Raw genomic sequence first — 17,422 nt, 5'->3', positions numbered from 1 at the left:
CTGCTCAGTATGCACCAGTTATCACTCTTAGACGTATAAATCTTTTATCTATAGCACCAAATCAATTATCAAAAAAGGAATCCAGTATGGACGACAATAAAGCCAAAGCCCTCAAAGCGGCATTAGGTCAAATTGAAAAGCAGTTTGGTAAAAATACCATCATGCATCTGGGTGATGATTCAGCCATTCTTGATGCCGATGTGGTCTCAACAGGTTCTCTTGGTCTAGATATCGCACTTGGTATTGGTGGATTGCCGAAGGGTCGTATCATCGAGATCTACGGCCCTGAGAGCTCAGGTAAAACCACAATGACCTTGCAAGCAATCGCGGAGTGTCAAAAACAAGGCGGCACCTGTGCATTTATCGATGCTGAGCATGCGCTTGACCCTGTGTATGCACGCAAGCTAGGCGTCAATACCGATGACTTATTACTGTCACAGCCTGATAACGGTGAGCAAGCGCTTGAAATTACTGACATGCTCGTGCGTTCAGGCGCGATTGATATGATCGTTATCGACTCGGTTGCTGCCTTGACTCCGCGTGCAGAAATTGAAGGCGAGATGGGTGACTCACACATGGGTCTGCAAGCGCGTCTGATGAGCCAAGCGCTACGTAAGATTACTGGTAATGCTAAACGCTCTAATTGTATGGTTGTGTTTATTAACCAGATTCGTATGAAAATCGGTGTTATGTTTGGTAGCCCAGAGACTACAACTGGTGGTAATGCCCTCAAATTCTACGCCTCTGTACGTATGGACATTCGCCGCATTGGTGCGGTCAAAAATGGCGATGAAATCATCGGTAACCAAACTCGTGTCAAAGTTATCAAAAACAAAATGGCACCACCTTTCCGCCAAGCTGAGTTTGAGATTACTTATGGCGAAGGTACCAACCATTTGGCTGAAGTGATTGACTTGGGCGTCGAGATTGGCGCGGTTGGTAAGGCAGGTTCATGGTACAGCTATGGCGATGAAAAAATCGGTCAAGGTAAAGCCAATTCTGTCCTGTTCTTAAAAGAAAACCCTGCTATTGCCAAAGAGATCGAAGATAAAATTCGTGATGAAAAGCTTGGTAAGAAAAAAGATAGCAAAGCGCCTGAAACTGACGATGTAGAACTGGCACCTGACTCTGTACAATAATGGTTCACTAGTAACCATCATCAGTGACCGCTATAAATAATCATGACTTATTATGAAAATTAAAACATTGGCTGACATCCTAGCTGAGTCGGAAACCGGCTCAGCTAGTTCTGTTGATAGCAAACGAAAAAAACCTACTAAACACTCCTATCAAAACACATCTAACAAATCAGGTAAATCTAGCAAGCTTTCTAAAGACCCAGATCAAGATCATTCAAGCACTAGTGAGCCTACTGTTGACACATCATATTTTGAAGAATCTTCTGCTAAGATAAAAAAAAACTCTAAATCCAAAAAACGTAAAAAACACTTTCATCCAGCTGCTAACTTCACCGCTGAGCCAAGCGATACACCTGCTTATCAGCCACCTGAAGCACAAACCATCAAAGAGATGCTGGCCGAGGTCAAGAACAGCGTACATAGTGGTGATGCAGAGAATGACATAGCTGAAAACGACAACTATGCCCCCTCGTTTGAGCAATCAGAATGCGGAAGTGAACGTCCATCATTTGATGATAGTGCAGTAGAAAACCAAAACGATAATATACCAGCTGCTCTTAAAGCTTATTTGCGCACCCCTGAACAAAAACAAGCAGAAATCGATGCCATTAAAGCTGAAAGCCGACTACGTTGGCTTGCCTTCTATTACTTGTCACGGCGCGAATACGGCAAGGCTGAGCTCAAGCAAAAGCTAATCGATAAAGAACAAGACCCAGAAAAAATCGATGCCCTACTTGATGAGTTTGAGGAAAAAGGCTATCAAAGTGACTACCGCACCACCATTATGCTGATACGTGAGAATATCCGTAAAGGTCGGGGACGCGGGCGTATCAAGCAAGAGTTCTATCGCAAAAAAATCGCGATGCCAAGTAACATCGATGAATTGATTGATATGGCAAATAGTGAGTCTGAAGAGTTTCGCGAGTTCGTTGATCCTAATGACAGCTTGGTTGAAGGGGTTGATTGGCTCAAACTAGCGGTAGAGGCTCGCACTAAGAAGTATGGTGACACTATACCAGTGGAGCAAAAAGAAAAAGCTAAGCAGCTGCGATTTTTGCAGTATCGCGGCTTTAAAACGGACATCTGTTTCGCTGCGCTCAACTACACCGTGGAAACGTTAGATGAGCGCTTTTAACCGTGACTCATCTAATTCTAACACTCAGATACCTATTAATAATAGCCAAGCACTTTCCACCATATCATACCTGCCCCTATCCAAATCACCAGATTGACCACACTCATGATAGCGCCGATGCCCCACCACTCTTTTAAGGTCACATACCCTGAGTTAAAGATGACGGGGGCGGTGCCGGTCGCATAATGAGTGAGGGTCATCATGATGTTGCCCGCTGCTGCCAAAATCAGCGCATATAGCATGGGCGGCGCTCCTAAGCTCAGCCCGACGACATAAAAGGCGGCAAATAAAGCGGTGATATGCGCAGTCGTACTTGCAAAGAAGTAATGAATGTACAAATACACCAGCGTCAAAATCGCCACGGCACCTACCCAGCCCAGACCCGTCGTACCAATCATCGCTTCGATATTGTCAGAAAACCAGCGAATCAAGCCAAGCTCATTCAGATAAGCGGCCATCATAATCAAGGCACCAAACCAGATGATGGTATCCCAAGCAGATTTTTCTTTGAGAATATCCTCCCACGTTAGCACCCCAGTCAATATCAAAGTCGTCAGACCGATAAAAGCTGTCGTAGTGGCATCGACGCTGTATTGCTCACCCAATAGCAGCGCTGGGATATTGGCCCAGAGTAGTAGCATCAGGCCAAACACACCGAGCATGATTTTTTCTTGGCGGCTGATGCTACCCATGTCTGCCAAGTTGTCTTTTGCAAAACCTTTAGCGTCGGGCGTGACTTTGACATCAGGTGGATAGATCAGATAAATCACCAAGGGCATCACCACCAAGCACAGAATGCCCGGCACGAACATCGCCACTGCCCACGTTGTCCACGACAGCTGAATGTTGCCGTCTGTGGCTTTATTTACCAGGTCTACCACTAAAGGGTTGGGCGCAGTCGCGGTGATAAACATCCCTGAGGTAATCGGATTGGCGTGGTAATTGACCATTGCCAGATAGCGACCAATTTTATTTTGCGTGCCTTCCTCTGGCGTTGAATGAAAGCTTTGGGCGATAGATTTCATAATAGGATGAATAATACCGCCACCACGCGCGGTATTCGACGGCGTGATAGGCGCTATCATCAGCTCAGCCGCCGTCAATGAGTATGCGACTCCGATGGTTTTTTTGCCAAAGATAGAAATAAAATAATAAGCAATGCGGCGACCAAGACCGGTTTTGATAAGGCCGCGCGATATCATCACTGCGATACCAATCAACCATATCAGCGGGCTTGAATAGCTAGAGAGCGCATCATTGATGGCTTGTTTTGGGCTGTCACTGGTCACACCCGTCAAAGCCACGAGCGTCACGGCGATGACCGCTATCGCCCCGATGGGTAGTACTTTACCAATAATGGCAACGATGGTGGCGATAAATAAAGCCAGCATGTGCCATGCGTCAGCGGTGACGCCCGTCGGTACAGGAATGACAAACCAGATGATAAGACCTACGACGATGGCAATAGCGGCTTGGATCGGCTTAAAGGGCATGCGTCAGTATCCTATGCAGTGGCTGATACCCTCATCTTATAAGATTACCAGCACCGTTGCGCATTTGTTCACCATTTTTAACATATCTATGTAGTATGTATTATTGAAGTCCTCACAATAAAAAAGAGCACGCTATACAAACGTGCTCTTTTGGCCGCTATCTGCTGCCTGCGTAAGAAGTAGCGGCAGACTACACAGTTAAAGGTAGCTATAACACAAACATGGGGCCATTATCGTAAAGTGCCTAGACGGTTGGATAACTGGCCGATAATTTGATCAATCTCTTCATTAGCTTCCGCTTCATTATCTAAATTACCATTGGGCGTTAGCTGGTTCATCACCTCGGGCAGTAATTCAGCCAAGCCTTGACGCACTTCTGTTTCATTCGCACCTGTACTGGCTGCTACTTGCTGAATCTCACGCTCATCAAACAGCTGATTTATCTCACTTGGGTCTAGATTGTCATTGATTTCATTGGTACTCATCCAGGAGCGTGCTTGGTCGCCATGGCCCATGCCAGTGATTTTTGATAGCGCACCACCGATACCGCCATTACGCTTAATCCAGCTCAATACCATTGGCATAAGGACAGCGATAAGCATCCCCTTACCGCCAAAACCACTATTGCTACGCTGACCCCCTAATACACTGCCTAAAATATCGCCCAGTCCACCAGCACCTGAGCTGACGCTACCACGCTGATTACCACCAGCCAGACCACCAATGATATCATCCAAACCAAAACCATTGTCAGGTTTGCGATCATACTGCTGAGGATTGTATCCACCTGTCTGGTTGCTGCCGCCTAACACACTGCCTAGTATATCCCCTAAGCCACCTGTACGACGTGGATTGATACGCTGATTCACTGGATGGCGTTGAGCATCTTCTGGATTCATCGCACTACGGGCCACTTGGCTCACTAAATTCCCTAATAAACTCATGATCTCTTCCTCTTTTTGTCATATTATTTATGATACAAGCCGACTGCCTACCGTTGTCCATACTGGTTTTTCATGGCATAAACTGGAAGTACAATGCAGTTGGTTCATATACTTTATTCGTGAGTTTCAATATAACAAAACTCTTTGGAGACCAAGATAGGTATTTTGTTATGACATGTAGGCATTCGTAAGCTCACAAAAAAGAGAGAAAAACTGAATAAAGATATGAAGGCTAATTAGCAAATTTAACCTGTATTTATATTGGCTAAAACACTAAGCGTTCGCCATTCCTCTGGGCTTACTTGATCACGAAATATGGTGATAGATAGAGGGCGCTGATAAGGCTCTACTATGTTGAACTCAAGATTTATCGCCCATTGATAGTAATGTGTAGAGAGTAGCTGTGCTTGCCACAGCTCATCGCCTCGACTTGTCTGAATCAACAACTGCCACTGTTTATCCATACGTTGATCAAGTGGCGGCTGACTCAGATGTCGTAGTGTCAAACGTGTCAGAAATAAATAGCCAACAATGGCTAGCGAGACAGTCAAAATCAGCAAATATTGCCACCATGCCAAAGCCGCAAGCCACGCTAAGACAATCATGATCGCAGTTAAACCCACATAGAGCAGCCGGCGTAGCCGACTGGTAGAATGAATAGCTGTATCAATGCGCAGCGCCGTTGCTAGGGTCATATGGGCGCGCCATGAGAAATCATCAGTATTGTGCCTATCAAATACAAAGCCTCTACACCAAGTCTTTGGTGTGTCGCCATGTTTTTATTTTATTAACGAGTGCCCATATATCATCCTCTGCTGGACGATTTTGATTGGTAAAATAATCCAATAGATCCGGGTCCTCATGGGTGAGCATTTGGGCAAAGGTCTCTTGCTCAGCAGAATCTGCTGTCAGATACAGCTCTTTGACATAAGGATCGATATAAAAATCTAACTCTTTCAAGCCGCGACGAGCTTGATAAATAATACGGCGCTGCTCATTGGTCGGTTCTGGCTGAGTGATACTGGTCATAAAGATACTCTTTTTCATTTCAATAGTTTTTGATGTGGTATTCAATCATAGTGGAAAATTAGATTGTAGATATTGTATTTATCACGGTGTAGCTTTATCGAGTATTTGTATTAATAATACAATGCTCATGATGGTACGCTGATAATTGACTCCATAGTGCCACTACTTGCTGCATCATGCCTACATTATGCGTGCGAATGATACTAGCACCTTGTTGTAGCGCAAATATCCCAGCAGCAGTCCCCACTGCATCTCGTTCTGTCGCTTGAGTGGTCTGCACTGTTTTGGCACCGCTATTGGTCAATACTTCTGCTAAAAAGCGCTTACGTGAAATACCAAACATCATGGGTAGGCCCAATGCCTGTAGGCTGTCTAACTGACTTAATAAAGCACAATGATGCTCATAGTTTTTGGCAAAACCAAAACCTGGATCAATAATAATATTTTCCTGCTTAACCCCAAGGCGCGTTACCTCTTTGATACGTGTGGTCAGTTCTGTGCTCACTTCATCAATCACATTATCATACTGTGCCAGATTGTTCATCGTCGTTGGCTCACCGCGCATATGCATCAGCATGACAGGAATATCAAGGCTAGCGGCCAGTTCTGCAGCGCCAGTACGTTTTAACGCCCTGACATCGTTCCAAATATCAGCACCAGCATCAAACGCTGCCTGCATGACCTCTGGGTTGCTGGTATCAATAGATAACCAAATATCATCTCCACAATGCTGGCGTATAGCTTGTACCACTGGCACAACCCGTTGTAGCTCTTCAGTAGTCGATACAGCATCTGCATTGGGGCGAGTAGATTCACCGCCAATATCAATAATAGTAGCACCGTTATCCATCATCTGCTGACAATGAGCAACGGCATTCTCTACCGCATTGAACCGCCCACCATCCGAGAATGAATCTGGCGTTACATTCAAGATACCCATGATATGCGGCTCAGACAAATTCAAGGTTTTATTACGGCTCGATATTTTGTAGTTGGGTAAAGGCTGAAATAATGACATGACCGATCCATCATAAATAAATTGTATAAAATAGCTCGAGAGTTCGTTATCTGTGCTTATGATACCAGTAAATCTTATGACGTCCTAAGCTCTTAAAAGAATGATGACAATAAAAAGGCCCTTTATGATAAAGGGCCTTTTATTAAACTTCAATCAGAACTGCCTTACATCGCCGGTAATGGTGGCGGTGTAGAAGTAGTCGTCTTAATGTCATTTTTTGACAAGTTGACTTCGTTATGCTGATAGACTCTTGGTGGACGCGGTTCTTCACCTGCTAGAATATCTTGCAGTTGGTCACGGTCGATGGTTTCCCAATTCATGAGCGCTTCAACCATTGCATGCATTTTATCTTGATTGGCTTCAATCAATTCGCGAGCGATATCGTACTGCTCTTCTAGCATACGGCGCACTTCTTCATCAACCTTTTGCTGCGTGGCTTCTGAAATCGTACGACCACCACCGCCAAAGTATCCTTGCGAGCTGTCATCATCTTCATACACCATGATACCTAGTGCATCAGACATACCGTACTTGGTTACCATGGCGCGTGCCATTTTGGTTGCACGTTCAAAATCATTTGAAGCACCTGTTGACATCTGATTAATAAAGACTTCTTCAGCAATACGACCACCGAACAAAATCGCAATGTCGCTTAACATCTTAGATTTATACATGCTGGTTTGATCGTGCTCAGGCAGCTGCCAAGTAACACCAAGCGCAAAACCACGAGGCATGATAGTGACCTTATGCACCGGATCTGTACCTGGCAGTAGTTCAGCTACTAGCGCATGACCCGCTTCGTGATACGCGGTCGCACGGCGCTCTTCTTCGCGTATCACCATGGATTTGCGCTCAGGACCCATGTATAACTTATCTTTTGCATCTTCAAAATCATTCATGTCGACACTGGTCTTGTTACGACGCGCGGCAAACAAGGCTGCTTCGTTTACAAGGTTAGCAAGCTGTGCACCACTGAACCCTGGCGTACCACGAGCAAGAGAACCTGCATCGACACTGATGGTGTTCGGCAACTTTCTTAAGTGTACTTTTAAGATTTGCTCACGACCTTTGATATCTGGCAAGCCCACTTGAACCTGACGGTCAAAACGACCTGGACGCAATAATGCTTTATCAAGCACGTCAGCACGGTTGGTTGCAGCAATAACGATAACGCCTTCATTGCCTTCAAAACCATCCATCTCAACCAATAATTGGTTCAATGTCTGCTCACGCTCGTCGTTACCGCCGCCCATACCAGAGCCACGATGACGACCGACTGCATCGATCTCATCAATAAAGATAATGCAAGGGGCGCTCTTTTTCGCCTGCTCAAACATGTCGCGTACACGTGATGCACCAACACCAACAAACATCTCAACAAAATCAGAACCTGAAATTGAGAAGAACGGCACTTTAGCTTCACCAGCAATAGCTCTTGCTAGCAATGTCTTACCTGTACCCGGTGGACCTACCATCAAGATACCACGAGGAATCGTTGCACCAAGTTTGGTAAATTTATCCGGATCACGTAAAAAGTCAACCACTTCAACGACTTCTTCTTTGGCTTCTTCACAACCAGCCACATCTTCGAAGTTCACCTTGATTTGGTCTTCCGTCAGCATTTTGGCTTTTGACTTACCAAAGCTCATTGGGCCGCCGCCTTTACCGCCTGCACCGCCCTGCATATTACGCATAAAGAATAAAAACAGACCAATAATCAGTAAAATTGGGAAACTGGCTATCAGTAGTTGCATCAATACGCTTTGGCGCTTTGGTGCGGTCCCTTGGACTTCGACTTGGTTCTCACGTAGCATTGGCATCAACTGGTCATCTGACACAGCCGGTCTAATGGTCTCAAAAGATGAGCCATTTTTCTTTTCGCCGGTGATCTGTTCGCCGTCAATTTCGACACTGGCTACTTGGTTTTCTGACACAGCGGTCACAAACTCAGAGTAGTTAAGGTTATCTGGCTCAGATGATTGATCAAAGCCGCTAAACACCAGCACTAAAACGCCGATTACCACCAGCCACAATAAGGTATTTTTTACCATGTCGCTCACTAGTTATTCCCATCCCTTACTTATTGGTGTGTTTACTAAACACGTGACGTCTATAAACGTATTGCTCATTTTTGATAAAATTCCTGATACCAAAAACCTTGACTTAAATTTTGGTACTTAAAGAACAGCTTAAATACGGTTCTCATAGATACTCAATATAAGATGAACACTAATCTATCGCAGATGAGCCCATAAGACGCTTATTATCAGACGACTTTGTCTAAAACGTATGCTAAAAACAAAGGTAATATACCATGATATATGGTGCTAACCCGCATAATTCAAGCAGGTTTCACGATTATTCAGTTAATGAATGTAGCGCTTTTTATACGACCATAATGATAGTTTATGGTGACTGATTAACTCGCTTACAATAGTAGCAACTCATTGATGTTAAAACTATTTAATCGCCACCCAAAACATCTCTTTTGAGCGCGGACGTGACGCACCTGGTTTTATACTACGAATCTTACTAAAATCCTGCTGCATCTGCTTGCGTAATTCTTGTGTGCCTTCGCCCTGAAACACTTTCATAATAAGTGCGCCACCTTTTGGTAAGGTTGATAAAGCAAAGTCCACTGCCAGCTCGCATAAGTACATCATACGCGGCTGATCGATAGCGCTATTCCCCGCCGTATTGGGTGCCATATCAGACAATACCACGTCGACTTGCCTATCGCCTACTTCTGCCATAATGGCGTCAAACACTTCAGCTTCACGAAAATCACCTTGAATAAAGGTAACATTAGGCAAAGCATCCATCGCCAGAATATCAGAGGCAATCAAGATACCGTCGTCACCAACCAACTGTCCCGCTACTTGAGACCAACTGCCAGGCGCACTACCCAAATCTACCACCGTCATGCCTTTTTTAATCAGGTTGGTTTTTTCGTTAATCTCTAATAATTTATAAGCGGCACGGGCACGGTAGCCATCTTTTTGAGCCTTTTGTACATAATGATCGTCAATGTGCTCTTTCATCCAAGCACTGCTGCTCTTTGATAGTTTTTTGTTTTCGATACGCGTGGCCAAAATACCTGCTCCTATTGCTTTACTAAATCTAGCTGCTTTAATTGCGCTATCACTTACAAACTGATACTAATCCGTTGCGGATTATTCTAAATACGGTGTTAATCAGATTTTTTATTCATGGTTGGTCGCAAACTGACCAAATTCTATTGGTTAAATGACTGTTTTATAAGGCAGTAGCGTTTATAATGTACCAAACATTCAGTTTAACATTTTCGTCACGTAAAATCGTGCAAAATCCTGCTGATCTCATGCAAGATGGTCACAGATTATCTATAATGATCCATAACTGTTTTTGACAGTACCATTTTTATTTTTACCAACACCTAGGAATTCTATGCAACTCGATAACGCTACCATCAAACGTCTAAAAGGCATCGGTCACGAGCTAAAGCCTATCGTTATGATCGGCAACAAGGGTATTACCCCAACCATTACCGAAGAGATTGATCGCGCGCTAACAGATCATGAGCTTATCAAAGTAAAACTGCCTGCTGGCACCAAAGAAGAGCGCGACATCGTTGGCGCTGAACTTGCTAAAGCAGCTAATGCGTCTTTGGTCCATTCTATTGGACGTATGGCATTATTGCTACGTCAAAACCCAAATGCCAACCCTAAACTGTCTAACCTAGCACGTCACGCGCAGTAATATGTCATGACAAGCTTTGCTTGAATGACAGTAGGCCGCATCGGCTTAAATAATGACGATAACTATAAAAGCCGCGATGCATCTTGCTCGCGGCTTTTGTCTTGTCTGCTGGTTTTGGATTTACTTAATGTGTCGTATTAGTCTAGTTATTCGGTTTAATCTTTTACCATTAATTTTTAAAAGTATTATAGAGTTTGATAAATAATGAACCAATTTTTTAATCTTGTTATAGCCGCCGAGACGCTAGAAAACGACGCACAGCAACTGGACGTGACGGTAGAAGCGTTACAGCGTATTTGTGTCAAGGTGAACGCTAAGATCGTTCGACAGCCAGCATTACAATTACAGTTAACCTATCAAATTACTTTACCCAGTCAAATATTAGCCAATCAATTGGTTTGGCCAACTTGGCAGCAAGCCCGAGTAGGATTTGCTGATTATCTGTGGGAAGAGACTTGCCTTGAATGCTTTATCACGGGTGACACTCTAAGTGATGAGGCTGCTACTGAGATTCAAGACGCTGAACCTTACATTGAGATTAATGCCAACCCTGATGGCCGCTATGCACTCTATGAGTTTAAAAGCTATCGCCATCCTGCCACATTACCACCAACACCTTTATACGAAGCTGATGGACACACACGTGCCTCTATTGAGTGGACGGATAATGTAAATACACAGGACATAATACAGAAATCGTTGTTTGACAAATCACCAGCAGCGTATCCCATTCATCGCTACGAGCGAGGCTTTAACGTTCCTCTAGTCGAACTTTCTAATCAAAAATACGCCATTGCAAATACGATTATTGAGCAGATACATCCTTGTGTTATTTTACAGCTCGGTAAGACCGCTTTATATTTTGCCTCAAACCACGCCTCCCCGCCTGATTTCCATAATCGCAACTATTGGCCAAAATTTGCACTTTGATTTACTTCTATGATCTGCACTCACTTAGATACAGTTATTATTAGATATCATTATTTAAAACACAAAAAAAACCCAGCAATGTCATAAAGAGCATTACTGAGTTTGGAGAAAACTTTTAATTCGTTTAACTGATACTTATTTGTCAGCCATCGCAAGGTAGATACCACGGTCTGATGCATCATCAACATACTGCGAGTCACGCCATGTGGTATAGCTGTAAGTACCGCTATATGGGCTGATGCTGTTTTGACGGAAATCAGATACCCAGTCATTGCCATCAAAAATCTGAATATGACCATGTGGACGGCTTGATGTGCGGTTATAGACAACGACGTCACCAACTTGAGGTTCCATATCGTTACTAATTTTGGTAAAGCCTGCTTGGGCTAGTGTGCCACGAGAGGCATATTGATAAGCTGAAGGATTAGGCGTAAATTTGTAACCTGCTGACTGTAGCGCTTTACGTACATAGCGAGCACAGTAGCCAGAACTTCTAGATAGTGCAACTCGTGAGGCATTTGCCGCTGCGATAGCAGGAGCAGAATTGCGATCAGGAACACGACTTGCTTGCTGTTGACGCTGCTCATATGACAAACGGCTAGTGAGTGACGCAAGCTGATATTCTTTTTGCTTAGCATGAGCGCTTAGATTGTCAATTGCTTGACTGATCTCATCGTTGCTATATACATGAGCACCACTGTTAGTGCTGTAGATGTTGCGACTAGAACCATAGTTCGCAGAAGTAGAGATATTTGTGATGGTATGACTCAAGGTATTATTTGGTTGAAAGGTTGTTTCGGCAGCACCACTCGTCTGTGCGATACCCATTCCCAATACTGACAAAATTAATAAAGCTTGTTTCATAAATTTACTACCTATTGTTAATACAAGTCTGCTCGTCATCCGTGACGAAACATCAATTAATTTAGAGGATATAATCATTAAAAAACATGATAAAATCCTTATCACAACAGCTCGTTCTTTTATAGTGACTAACACCAGTATCATCACCCGTTTAGTCAACTACCTCATAAAATTTTGCTATATATCGCTTTTAGCATGTCTATTCTACATATCGAGTTTGTCACCTAATAGATGAGTCATCACGATGTCAAAAAAACAGCCTAATCGGCTTGCCCAGCTTATAGATCATCAAGCCTTTGCTGGTAGCGCGCTACCTCAAACTCTTGCTAATAACATGCGGCTATATATAGAAGCGACCAATGAGGTAAAAGAGCTGCTGGTAGACTGTCTACCTGAGGAAATCCTCAATACTTGTTGGGTCGTAGGTTTAACCTCTGAGCAGTTAATACTCAGTGTGGGTTCGATGACAGCTGCTAATCATATTCGCTATTTACAGAATGCGTATTTGCAAGTATTAACAGAGCAGTCAATTACATTTAAACAACTCAAGCAAATTCGCGTTGTAGTAGCTAAAACATTTGCTGATAATTATTCATCTAGACAATCATCAGCGTCATTAGCAACCTTGCCCAAACCTAGTAAAGCCAATGAAAATCAGGCTCTTAGCCAAAACACAAAACGGACTATATCACAGGCTGCAGAGCATGTCACCACTGATGAAAATCTAAAAAAAGCCCTCCTACGCCTAGCAAATCATTAAAAATACAGATATTACAATGTAAAGTTATGTAAATAAAACCATGAAGTGAGATTGGTAACGCTGCTTTTTTGTAATGTCTTAAACAAAAAAAATCATCTATTGGTGCCATTCAATTTATGAATAGCACCAATAGATGATTTGGAAATCACCTGCAGCTTTTACGCACTCTGCCTTAGAATAAAATTCACAAAAACCTATAAACTTTATATTTAAAATATTGCATATTATATAAATGTAATTATAGCGTTGCTATGTAATATTGCGTAAATGTTTCGATACTTCGTGTATATTCCTGTATTTATCCTTCAACTGCTAAACCATTTAGCGGTGAATATTCGATCGGACATGTTACATTGTCATCAAAAGTTACAATTTCAAAGTTATTTTTATCAGAGAGTATTTCACGCACTAACAAATTATTTAATGCATGACCAGATTTGTAGGCATTAAAACGACCGACGATAGGATAACCAATCAGATATAAATCTCCAAGCGCATCTAAAATTTTATGGCGAACAAATTCATCATTAAAGCGTAGGCCTTCTTCGTTAAGAATATTGGCATCATCGATGACGATGGCATTTTCCATACTGCCACCCAAGGCCAGATTATTCTGACGTAATTGTTCTATGTCACGCAAAAAGCCAAAAGTACGTGCTTCGCTTAGCTGCTCAATAAAGTTTTGGGTAGAGAATTGCAGTTGAGCATGTTGAAAATTTCTGTCGATGGCAGGGTGATCAAAGTCAATCTCAAAATTCAATTCAAATCCATCGTAAGGGCGTAGCTCTGCCCATTTATCACCTACTTTGACGCGTACTGGTCGTACAATCTTAATGAATTTCTTTAAAGCATCTTGTTCACAGAATCCTGCATCAAGTAGCAAAGCAACAAAAGGAGCGGCACTACCATCCATAATCGGTATTTCTGAAGCAGAAACACGAATCAATAGATTATCTACCCCAAGCCCAGCGATCGCACTTAGCAAATGCTCAACCGTACCTACACGCGTACCACCAAATACTAAGTTTGATGACATCATGGTGTCTTGCACCAAAAAAGCACTTGCTGGAATAGGCTCGCTGCCTACAATATCAGAGCGCTCGAAAACAATACCAGTATCAACCGGCTGTGGATGAAACTCCAAGTCAACAGGCTGACCACTATGGAGACCAGTACCTGTAACGGCTATCGCTGTCTTTATGGTTCTTTGGTTCATGGCTGTCTTCTCACATATTTTGTTACAATTGACATAGTGTACCACTACCTCCCCCATATCCGCTACAAATAAAAAGGGTTAATTTCCTTATCTCTTTGATTGATAACACTTATCGTCATTATCTCATCATATATTTTCACAGTTTTATGCCCTATTGAACGCTTCGACACACTAGATTCTGGATATATTTTTTCGATCAGAAACATTTTGCGATACTCCTGATTTTGTTACTCTCCTTTTATAGGCCAGTCTTTTGTATGTAGACCCAAAAAAGCCAGCGTTTGAGCGCTGGCTTTTTTTTTAATTTAATACTAAAAAACTATTTGTTCTGTTGACGCTTCAGATAGTCTTGGATGCTATTGGTTTTAGTTTTTGTCTGCTCTTGAGGCGCGCTTGGACGTGCAGTATTAACGTTATCTTGATGCAGTTGAGCTTGTGATTTCTTCTGACTATTTAATGCACTAGTATGTACATTAGGATCAACAGGTTGTGTACTATTGACAGAAGGAACAGGTTGCTCAACCACTTCTGGCTCTTGCCCCGCGTTTTCATCTAAGGTCAGACCTGTTGCAATAACCGTTACATGCAAGTCATCACCCATTTTTTCATCGATTACAGAGCCGTAGAAAATATGAGCATCGTCGATATCAGTAATTTCTTCAACGATAATGCTGATTTTGCTCATCTCGTCCAGTGATAATGACTCAGAAGAAATCACGTTGACCAATAGACCTTTCGCATTTTCTAGACGTAAATCATCAAGTAGTGGTGATCTGATGGCTTTTTCGGTGGCTTGACGCGCACGATCATCGCCACTTGCACGGCCAATACCCATCATTGCATGACCTTTAGCCGTCATTGCCGTACGGATATCGTTAAAGTCAATATTGATCATACCTTCGCTAGCGATAGTCTCTGCAATACCTTGAACCGCATGTAGCAAAACATCGTCCGCTTTTTTGAAAGCGTCTTGCATAGAGATGTTGCCGTATACGCTCATAAGCTTGTCGTTTGGAATCGTGATAATCGAGTCCACGAAATTGGTCAACTGCTCGATACCTGCTTTCGCAGCTTTAATACGTTTGCCACCTTCAAATTTAAATGGTGTGGTCACAACCGCAACCGTCAATACCTCCATTTCTTTGGCAATACGTGCAACCACGGGTGCTGCGCCTGTACCTGTACCACCACCCATACCAGCAGTAATAAATACCATATCTGAGTGTTCAAGCAATGCACGGATAGCTTCTTCTTCGCTTTCTGCTGCTTCACGACCAACTTCTGGATTTGCACCTGCACCTAGACCACGGTTCGTTTTTGCACCAAGTTGTAGTTTGTGCGGTGCAGTCAGACGATCTAGCGCTTGCTTATCTGTATTAGCACAGACAAACGTTACACCTCTAATCCCTTGTTGTACCATATGTTCAACCGCATTACCGCCGCCGCCGCCAACACCGAATACAGTGAAGCTCGCTTGGCCGTTATTTTGAAGCTGGTTATCATCTGGCATGGTGTATTTTGACATAAAAAAGATTCTCCAGTTGCAGATAGCGTGTAGGTCGATACGTAGTAACGCACTCATATGGCGCGCTATCGACATACTATATATAAATGTATTTAAATAAAACAGGGCTATGGATCAAATAGTTCAGCGCGGACCATAATAGGTCATCATCGCTTAAGGTATTACTACTGTTACTGCTTAGCGCATTACTTTCAATATGACTTCAATTTTTACATACTTTATTTAAGAGCATCCTACAAAATCGTTTATGCTCTACATGTTTGGTAAGTATGTCTATAGTATTTTTTTCAACACATCAGCAAAACGTTTGCCTGCGCTTTGAAAGACCCCTGTGACTCGATTTTTTTGAATCGTATCAGGTTCGCTTTTTTCACTGCGGCGAAACTGCTCACTTTGACTATATAATAGTGTGCCAAAAGCTGTTTGGTAAGCCCGGTCATTGACCTGACTATTAAGCTGTTTAAATGACTCATCGTTATCAAAATGATTGTAAGCACTAATAGCAGGGTGTGTATTGGTCAATACCACTGGCATTTTTAGCAGCCGTTTAGCAAACGGTATCATTCCTTTAATCGTACTACCGCCGCCTGTCAGCACGATGCCTTTGTCAATATAGCCTATTAAACCTGCTTCATGCAGTTGACGAGCGACTTCAGTGAATATCTGCACATAACGCGCTTCAATGATACGTGCTAAATTATAGATACCGATGTTGATTTCATCGCTCGATCCTTGCGGTTTAAACAAAAAGAATGAGCTTGGGTCAACACTATTGGCATCAGCCGTACCATGAGACTTTTTCAGTTTCTCAGCTTCAATCATCGATATACCAAAATCAGCTGAAATATCCATTGTCACTTCATGGCTGCCAGTAGCAATACAATGCGTAAAAATCAATTTATTTTCTTTGTAAACACAAATACTGGTCGTACTGGCACCGATATCTACCAAGCAAACCCCTTGCTGACGCTCTTCGGTCATTAAACTATATTCAGCACTGGTCACTGCATCAAATACGATATGGTCAATACCGACATCGCAGCTTTGTAGTAGTTTTTGAATATTTTGGCGGCTAGCGACAGGCATCATCATCATGTGATACATCACAGTGATATTATGTGCCATCATCTCAATCACATCGTCGACCATGAAGTCTTGATCATCAACATAGATACCTTGCTGGCAGCAATGCATGAGATAGTAATCGGATGGCAGATCGCGCGACTTGGCATTAGACAAGGCCTGTACCATATCTTTGGCACGTACGAACTCGTCCTCAACCCTCACCTCTCCAGCACTGTTTTTACTAGATAGCTCAGGTGTTGCGAGCGTCAACCACACGCTATGCACGCGGCAATTGGCAGTATCCTCTGCTTCTTGGATGGCTTGCTTGATAGCACCTTGTAGGCGTTCACGATGCTTAATTTGGCCTTGATAAAAATCGCTATTTTTAACTTGCCCTACGCCTAAGATACGAATGTCTTTTGCAGAGACAACATTGCCAATTACGACATACACTGCCGTGGCACTTAGATGGACAACAACCAAATTTTCGTTATATTTCATGGTAGCAGACAAATTATTACTAAATAGGAGCGCAAATAACGCCATCCTATTGAATCATTAAAAAA

16 protein-coding genes are annotated in these 17,422 nt (G+C 42.9%); 5 read left to right on the top strand and 11 right to left on the bottom strand.

Going from position 1 to position 17,422, the window contains the following annotated elements:
* The first annotated feature begins 86 nt into the window (after positions 1-86).
* A complete protein-coding gene (gene recA, locus AS194_RS06155) occupies positions 87-1,139 on the top strand; it encodes a recombinase RecA (RefSeq protein ID WP_058024591.1) in 1,053 nt (350 codons plus the stop codon).
* Positions 1,140-1,191: 52 nt separating this feature from the next.
* Positions 1,192-2,274, top strand: coding sequence for a regulatory protein RecX (locus tag AS194_RS06150; RefSeq protein WP_058024590.1), 1,083 nt, complete (start codon positions 1,192-1,194; stop codon positions 2,272-2,274).
* Between the two features lie 35 nt (positions 2,275-2,309).
* Here AS194_RS06150 and AS194_RS06145 read toward each other — a convergent pair whose 3' ends face one another.
* The 7 genes from AS194_RS06145 to AS194_RS06115 all read right to left on the bottom strand — a co-directional run bounded on the left by AS194_RS06145 (position 2,310) and on the right by AS194_RS06115 (position 9,850).
* Positions 2,310-3,767 carry an anion permease gene (locus tag AS194_RS06145; RefSeq protein ID WP_058024589.1) on the bottom strand — a complete coding sequence of 486 codons (1,458 nt, stop codon included), beginning with the start codon at positions 3,765-3,767 and terminating at the stop codon, positions 2,310-2,312.
* Between the two features lie 230 nt (positions 3,768-3,997).
* Positions 3,998-4,711: a YidB family protein gene (locus tag AS194_RS06140; protein ID WP_058024588.1), complete on the bottom strand. Its 714-nt coding sequence runs from the start codon at positions 4,709-4,711 to the stop codon at positions 3,998-4,000.
* Positions 4,712-4,956: 245 nt separating this feature from the next.
* A complete protein-coding gene (locus AS194_RS06135) occupies positions 4,957-5,406 on the bottom strand; it encodes a hypothetical protein (protein WP_058024587.1) in 450 nt (149 codons plus the stop codon).
* 52 nt (positions 5,407-5,458) lie between these two features.
* On the bottom strand, positions 5,459-5,740 hold the full coding sequence (locus AS194_RS06130) for a succinate dehydrogenase assembly factor 2 (RefSeq protein WP_058024586.1): 282 nt from the start codon (positions 5,738-5,740) through the stop codon (positions 5,459-5,461).
* A 94-nt stretch (positions 5,741-5,834) separates the two neighbouring features.
* Entirely contained in the window at positions 5,835-6,758 is a 924-nt protein-coding gene (gene folP, locus AS194_RS06125) for a dihydropteroate synthase (RefSeq protein ID WP_058024585.1), read from the bottom strand.
* 164 nt (positions 6,759-6,922) lie between these two features.
* Positions 6,923-8,818, bottom strand: coding sequence for an ATP-dependent zinc metalloprotease FtsH (gene ftsH, locus AS194_RS06120; RefSeq protein ID WP_058024584.1), 1,896 nt, complete (start codon positions 8,816-8,818; stop codon positions 6,923-6,925).
* A gap of 399 nt (positions 8,819-9,217) precedes the next feature.
* Complete coding sequence (locus AS194_RS06115; protein WP_058024583.1) at positions 9,218-9,850, bottom strand: RlmE family RNA methyltransferase; 633 nt, start codon at positions 9,848-9,850, stop codon at positions 9,218-9,220.
* Positions 9,851-10,184: 334 nt separating this feature from the next.
* Between AS194_RS06115 and AS194_RS06110 the strand changes: the two genes are divergently transcribed.
* Positions 10,185-10,496 (top strand): YhbY family RNA-binding protein, encoded by a 312-nt coding sequence (locus tag AS194_RS06110; protein WP_058024582.1) that lies wholly within the window; start codon positions 10,185-10,187, stop codon positions 10,494-10,496.
* A 204-nt stretch (positions 10,497-10,700) separates the two neighbouring features.
* On the top strand, positions 10,701-11,426 hold the full coding sequence (locus AS194_RS06105) for a hypothetical protein (protein ID WP_058024581.1): 726 nt from the start codon (positions 10,701-10,703) through the stop codon (positions 11,424-11,426).
* A gap of 135 nt (positions 11,427-11,561) precedes the next feature.
* On the opposite strand, the gene AS194_RS06100 is transcribed toward AS194_RS06105, so the two are convergent.
* Positions 11,562-12,290, bottom strand: a complete 729-nt coding sequence (locus AS194_RS06100; protein WP_058024580.1) for a CHAP domain-containing protein — start codon at positions 12,288-12,290, stop codon at positions 11,562-11,564.
* Positions 12,291-12,534: 244 nt separating this feature from the next.
* On the opposite strand from AS194_RS06100, the gene AS194_RS06095 reads away from it, so the two are divergent.
* Positions 12,535-13,050, top strand: coding sequence for a hypothetical protein (locus tag AS194_RS06095; protein ID WP_058024579.1), 516 nt, complete (start codon positions 12,535-12,537; stop codon positions 13,048-13,050).
* 298 nt (positions 13,051-13,348) lie between these two features.
* Here the strand turns inward: AS194_RS06095 and lpxC are convergent, their stop codons facing one another.
* The 3 genes from lpxC to ftsA form a co-directional block, all read right to left on the bottom strand.
* Positions 13,349-14,266, bottom strand: coding sequence for a UDP-3-O-acyl-N-acetylglucosamine deacetylase (gene lpxC, locus AS194_RS06090; protein ID WP_058024578.1), 918 nt, complete (start codon positions 14,264-14,266; stop codon positions 13,349-13,351).
* 319 nt (positions 14,267-14,585) lie between these two features.
* Positions 14,586-15,791, bottom strand: coding sequence for a cell division protein FtsZ (gene ftsZ, locus AS194_RS06085; RefSeq protein WP_058024577.1), 1,206 nt, complete (start codon positions 15,789-15,791; stop codon positions 14,586-14,588).
* Between the two features lie 273 nt (positions 15,792-16,064).
* A complete protein-coding gene (ftsA, locus tag AS194_RS06080) occupies positions 16,065-17,402 on the bottom strand; it encodes a cell division protein FtsA (protein ID WP_058024576.1) in 1,338 nt (445 codons plus the stop codon).
* Positions 17,403-17,422 lie beyond the last annotated feature (20 nt).

The sequence above is a fragment of the Psychrobacter piscatorii genome, assembly GCF_001444505.1.
GTDB classification, from domain to species: domain Bacteria; phylum Pseudomonadota; class Gammaproteobacteria; order Pseudomonadales; family Moraxellaceae; genus Psychrobacter; species Psychrobacter piscatorii_B.
Note: the sequence above shows the minus strand (reverse complement) of the source record. Positions and strands in the feature narration are given on the sequence as shown.